The sequence below is a fragment of the Mesorhizobium sp. M7D.F.Ca.US.004.03.1.1 genome (assembly GCF_003998635.1).
Classification (GTDB): Bacteria; Pseudomonadota; Alphaproteobacteria; order Rhizobiales; family Rhizobiaceae; genus Mesorhizobium; species Mesorhizobium loti.
In genome coordinates this window covers 1-2,865 of sequence record NZ_RZQG01000772.1, presented here as the reverse complement: position 1 = coordinate 2,865, position 2,865 = coordinate 1, and the positions used below count along the sequence as shown (strand labels likewise).

General features: G+C 63.0%; 3 protein-coding genes. 1 reads left to right on the top strand and 2 read right to left on the bottom strand.

The features are described 5' to 3' along the window. A partial coding sequence (locus tag EN935_RS29575; RefSeq protein WP_127373901.1) for a putative zinc-binding metallopeptidase occupies window positions 1-977 on the bottom strand: 977 nt, incomplete at its 3' end. A 329-nt stretch (window positions 978-1,306) separates the two neighbouring features. Between EN935_RS29575 and EN935_RS29570 the strand changes: the two genes are divergently transcribed. Next, complete coding sequence (locus EN935_RS29570; RefSeq protein ID WP_109663718.1) at window positions 1,307-2,104, top strand: lytic transglycosylase domain-containing protein; 798 nt, start codon at window positions 1,307-1,309, stop codon at window positions 2,102-2,104. A gap of 165 nt (window positions 2,105-2,269) precedes the next feature. On the opposite strand, the gene EN935_RS29565 is transcribed toward EN935_RS29570, so the two are convergent. After that, window positions 2,270-2,865, bottom strand: a 596-nt coding sequence (locus tag EN935_RS29565) for a hypothetical protein (protein ID WP_348629918.1), incomplete at its 5' end; no start/stop codon positions are given.

Here is a 2,865-nt window from a genome sequence, read left to right as displayed (position 1 = left end):
GGCAGGCCCATGCAGCGGTTGATCGAATTGGAGGCTTCCGACAGCACCAGCCAGCGGGCAAGGATCTTTTCGAAAGGCTCGGGCGCGGTCGCCGGCTCCGAAGGTGCGGCCTGCAGCCCGCCGCCGGTGTCGCCCTGCGGCAAGTCGTTGGCCTCCACTGTCTCCAGCCGGCCGAGCGGAAAGTTCAGCGCGTGGACCATTTCCAGCGTGTCGGTGATGTGCAGGTGGTGGGCCCAGGTCTCGGCCCAGTCCTCCCACGGATGCGAGGTGGCATAGGCCGAGATGTGGCCTTGCTGCCAGTCGGGCGCGGCACCATTGACGTAGTAGGTCTTCAACGCCCGCTCGTAGTCGGCGCGCTCATCGCCGAACAGCGCGCGGAAAGCTTCCAGCCTTTGCGGATCGTCGCGGATCAGGCGGTCCCAGTAATAATGGCCGAGCTCATGGCGGAAATGGCCGAGCAAGGTGCGATAGTTCTCGCCCATCTCGACACGCCGCTTCTCGCGCTCGGCCGAGTCCGCCTCGGCGACGTTGAGCGTGATCAGGCCATTGTCGTGGCCGGTCAGGATGCGCTCGCCGCCGGGGCCGCCGCCGATCGGGTCGGCGAGGAAGTCGAAGGCCAGGCCGATCTCGTCGGCGGGGGTCTGCTTGGGCGCCACCGGCAGGCCGAAGGCCAGAAGCGAGTAGATGGCGCGCTTCTTCGCCGCCTCGACGCGGATCCAGCGGCGGCGGTTGCCGTCGACGGAGAGGTTGGGGATCAGCTGGTTCAGCACGCAGGCGCGGCAAAAACCCTGTCCCGGCTCGGCCATCCAGTTGCAGGCGCATTCGTCGGCATTGGTGCACTGGAAGATGCCGTCGATATCAGACAGCGCAAAGCGGGCGTGCTCGGGATCGTAGAGCACGAGACTCCTGCAGTTCAGGCACTGGGCGTTCTCGAAGTAGAGACGGTGGCCGCAATGCGGGCAGTCGAAGAGTTTCATCTCGATCTCAAACCTTCAGAGCCAGCATATGTGGGGCGGCACGTGCCCAACGCCAACCGCCGGCCGGCGTTCCGCATCTCTCGAAGCTATTTAAGCTGGGCGAAGGAAAGGCCTGCCGCCTGCAGGGCCTGGCGGCGGCAAGACCCGCCGAACCGGCGCCGATGATCACGACATCAACGTCTTCCATTGCGTTTCCGCCACAATAATCACTTGATCGTAGGCAAATTCCCCTTCATTGGCCAGCGTAGCGCCGGGGGACGGTGACAATTGCGCGTTTCACTGGCAAATTCGCAACCGGGACGTGATTCAGGCAATCAGGAGAAAAAAGCATGGCATTACTTGCCAAGGGAAAGATGTTTGCATCGGCCGTGGTGGCGGTGCTTGCGCTGGCTACGGGCGCGCAGGCGGCGGCCAGCTGCGGCAAGACCGGCGCCGGATTCGAGGCTTGGAAGCCGGAGTTCGCCGCGGAAGCCAAGTCCGAAGGTGTAGGCCCCAAGGGTCTGGCCGCTCTGGCCGGCGCGAGCTACGCAACAAAGACGATCTCCGTCGACCGCGGCATTCACAAGGCTTTCAGCGGCTCGGTGGATGATTTCATGAAGCGCCGTGGCGGGGCCGCGATCATTTCCAAGGGCCGGTCGCTGAAGAAGTCGAACGCGGCACTGTTTTCCCAGATCGAAGCGAACTACGGCGTGTCGCCGGGTGTGTTGCTCGCCATCTGGGGTATGGAAACCGGGTTCGGTTCCGCCATGGGCAACCAGAATACGGTCTCAGCCATTTTGACGCTTGCCTATGATTGCCGCCGTCCGGGTTTCTTTTACCCACATGCCATTGCGGCCCTGAAGCTGGTTGACCGCGGGGCGTTGACAGCCTCGTCGGTCGGCGCCGCGCATGGCGAGATTGGCCACACGCAGTTCCTGCCGGGAAATGTCTTGAAGTATGGCGTCGGCAGCGGAAACCTGCGCGACAAGGGCACTGCGCTGGCTTCCACCGCCAACTTCCTCAAGGGTCATGGCTGGCGTGCCGGCGCGAGCGCGAGCGCGAATATGGGCGCAATTGCCGGCTGGAATTCCGCAAGCGTCTATCAGCAGGCGATCGCCCGCATCGCCACGGCGATCGATGGCGACTGATAACGGATAGCAGTCTCTGTTCGACAGAATAGCCCGGCCTTGCGCCGGGCTTTTTGTTGATGGTCCCGAACGCGGCGCGGATGCAGGGTCTTAGCAGGGTCTTAATTGAGCAAGACTTGCCTCGCGCCAAGCTGTGCGAGGCCCCGTCTCAATTCACAGTCACTCTCAATTCACGGTCACATTGAGTGCATAGGAGCAGCCTGCCAGCGTCTTGCCCGGATGCGAATCAACAGTCGAGACGTTGAGCGCTATGCGCGTTTCGATCTTCATGCCGTTGGCGTCCTCGGTGCTTTCGACGACGATTTTCTCGCCCAGGAATTTTTCCGCAGTCGACACCGTTGGAACTATTTCCAATTCATGCGCCAGATCCGGTGCCGAAACCCCGTCAAGGACCGCCATCGGCCCGGTCGCGGTAAAGACGATCGAGCTTGTTTCGCGCCCGAAGGTACGAACCGGCTCCGGTAAGTCGTACTGCTTGAGAAAGAGGTTGCCGGACGTGGCTTCCTTCCAACCGAGCTTTTCCAGTGCAACTGGGCCGTCGCTGATCCAGAAGGCGAAATTATTGTAGGCGGAGACGCTTGCCTTGCACTCGATCAACCCGGCCAGGTCGACGGAGGCCGGGTCGAACTCCTGGCCGGCCGCCGGCGTCGCCAGAAGAACCAGCGGCGCCAGGCAGCGACCGAGACCGCGCATCCGCGTTACTTGTTGCGGTTGCGCGCGGCCAGCGTGCGCAGCCGCAACGCGTTGAGGCGGATGAAGCC

Coding starts and splice junctions, on each gene's coding strand:
- EN935_RS29570 (WP_109663718.1), top strand. CDS start 1,307: ATGGCATTACTTGCCAAGGGAAAGATGTTTGCATCGGCCGTGGTGGCG.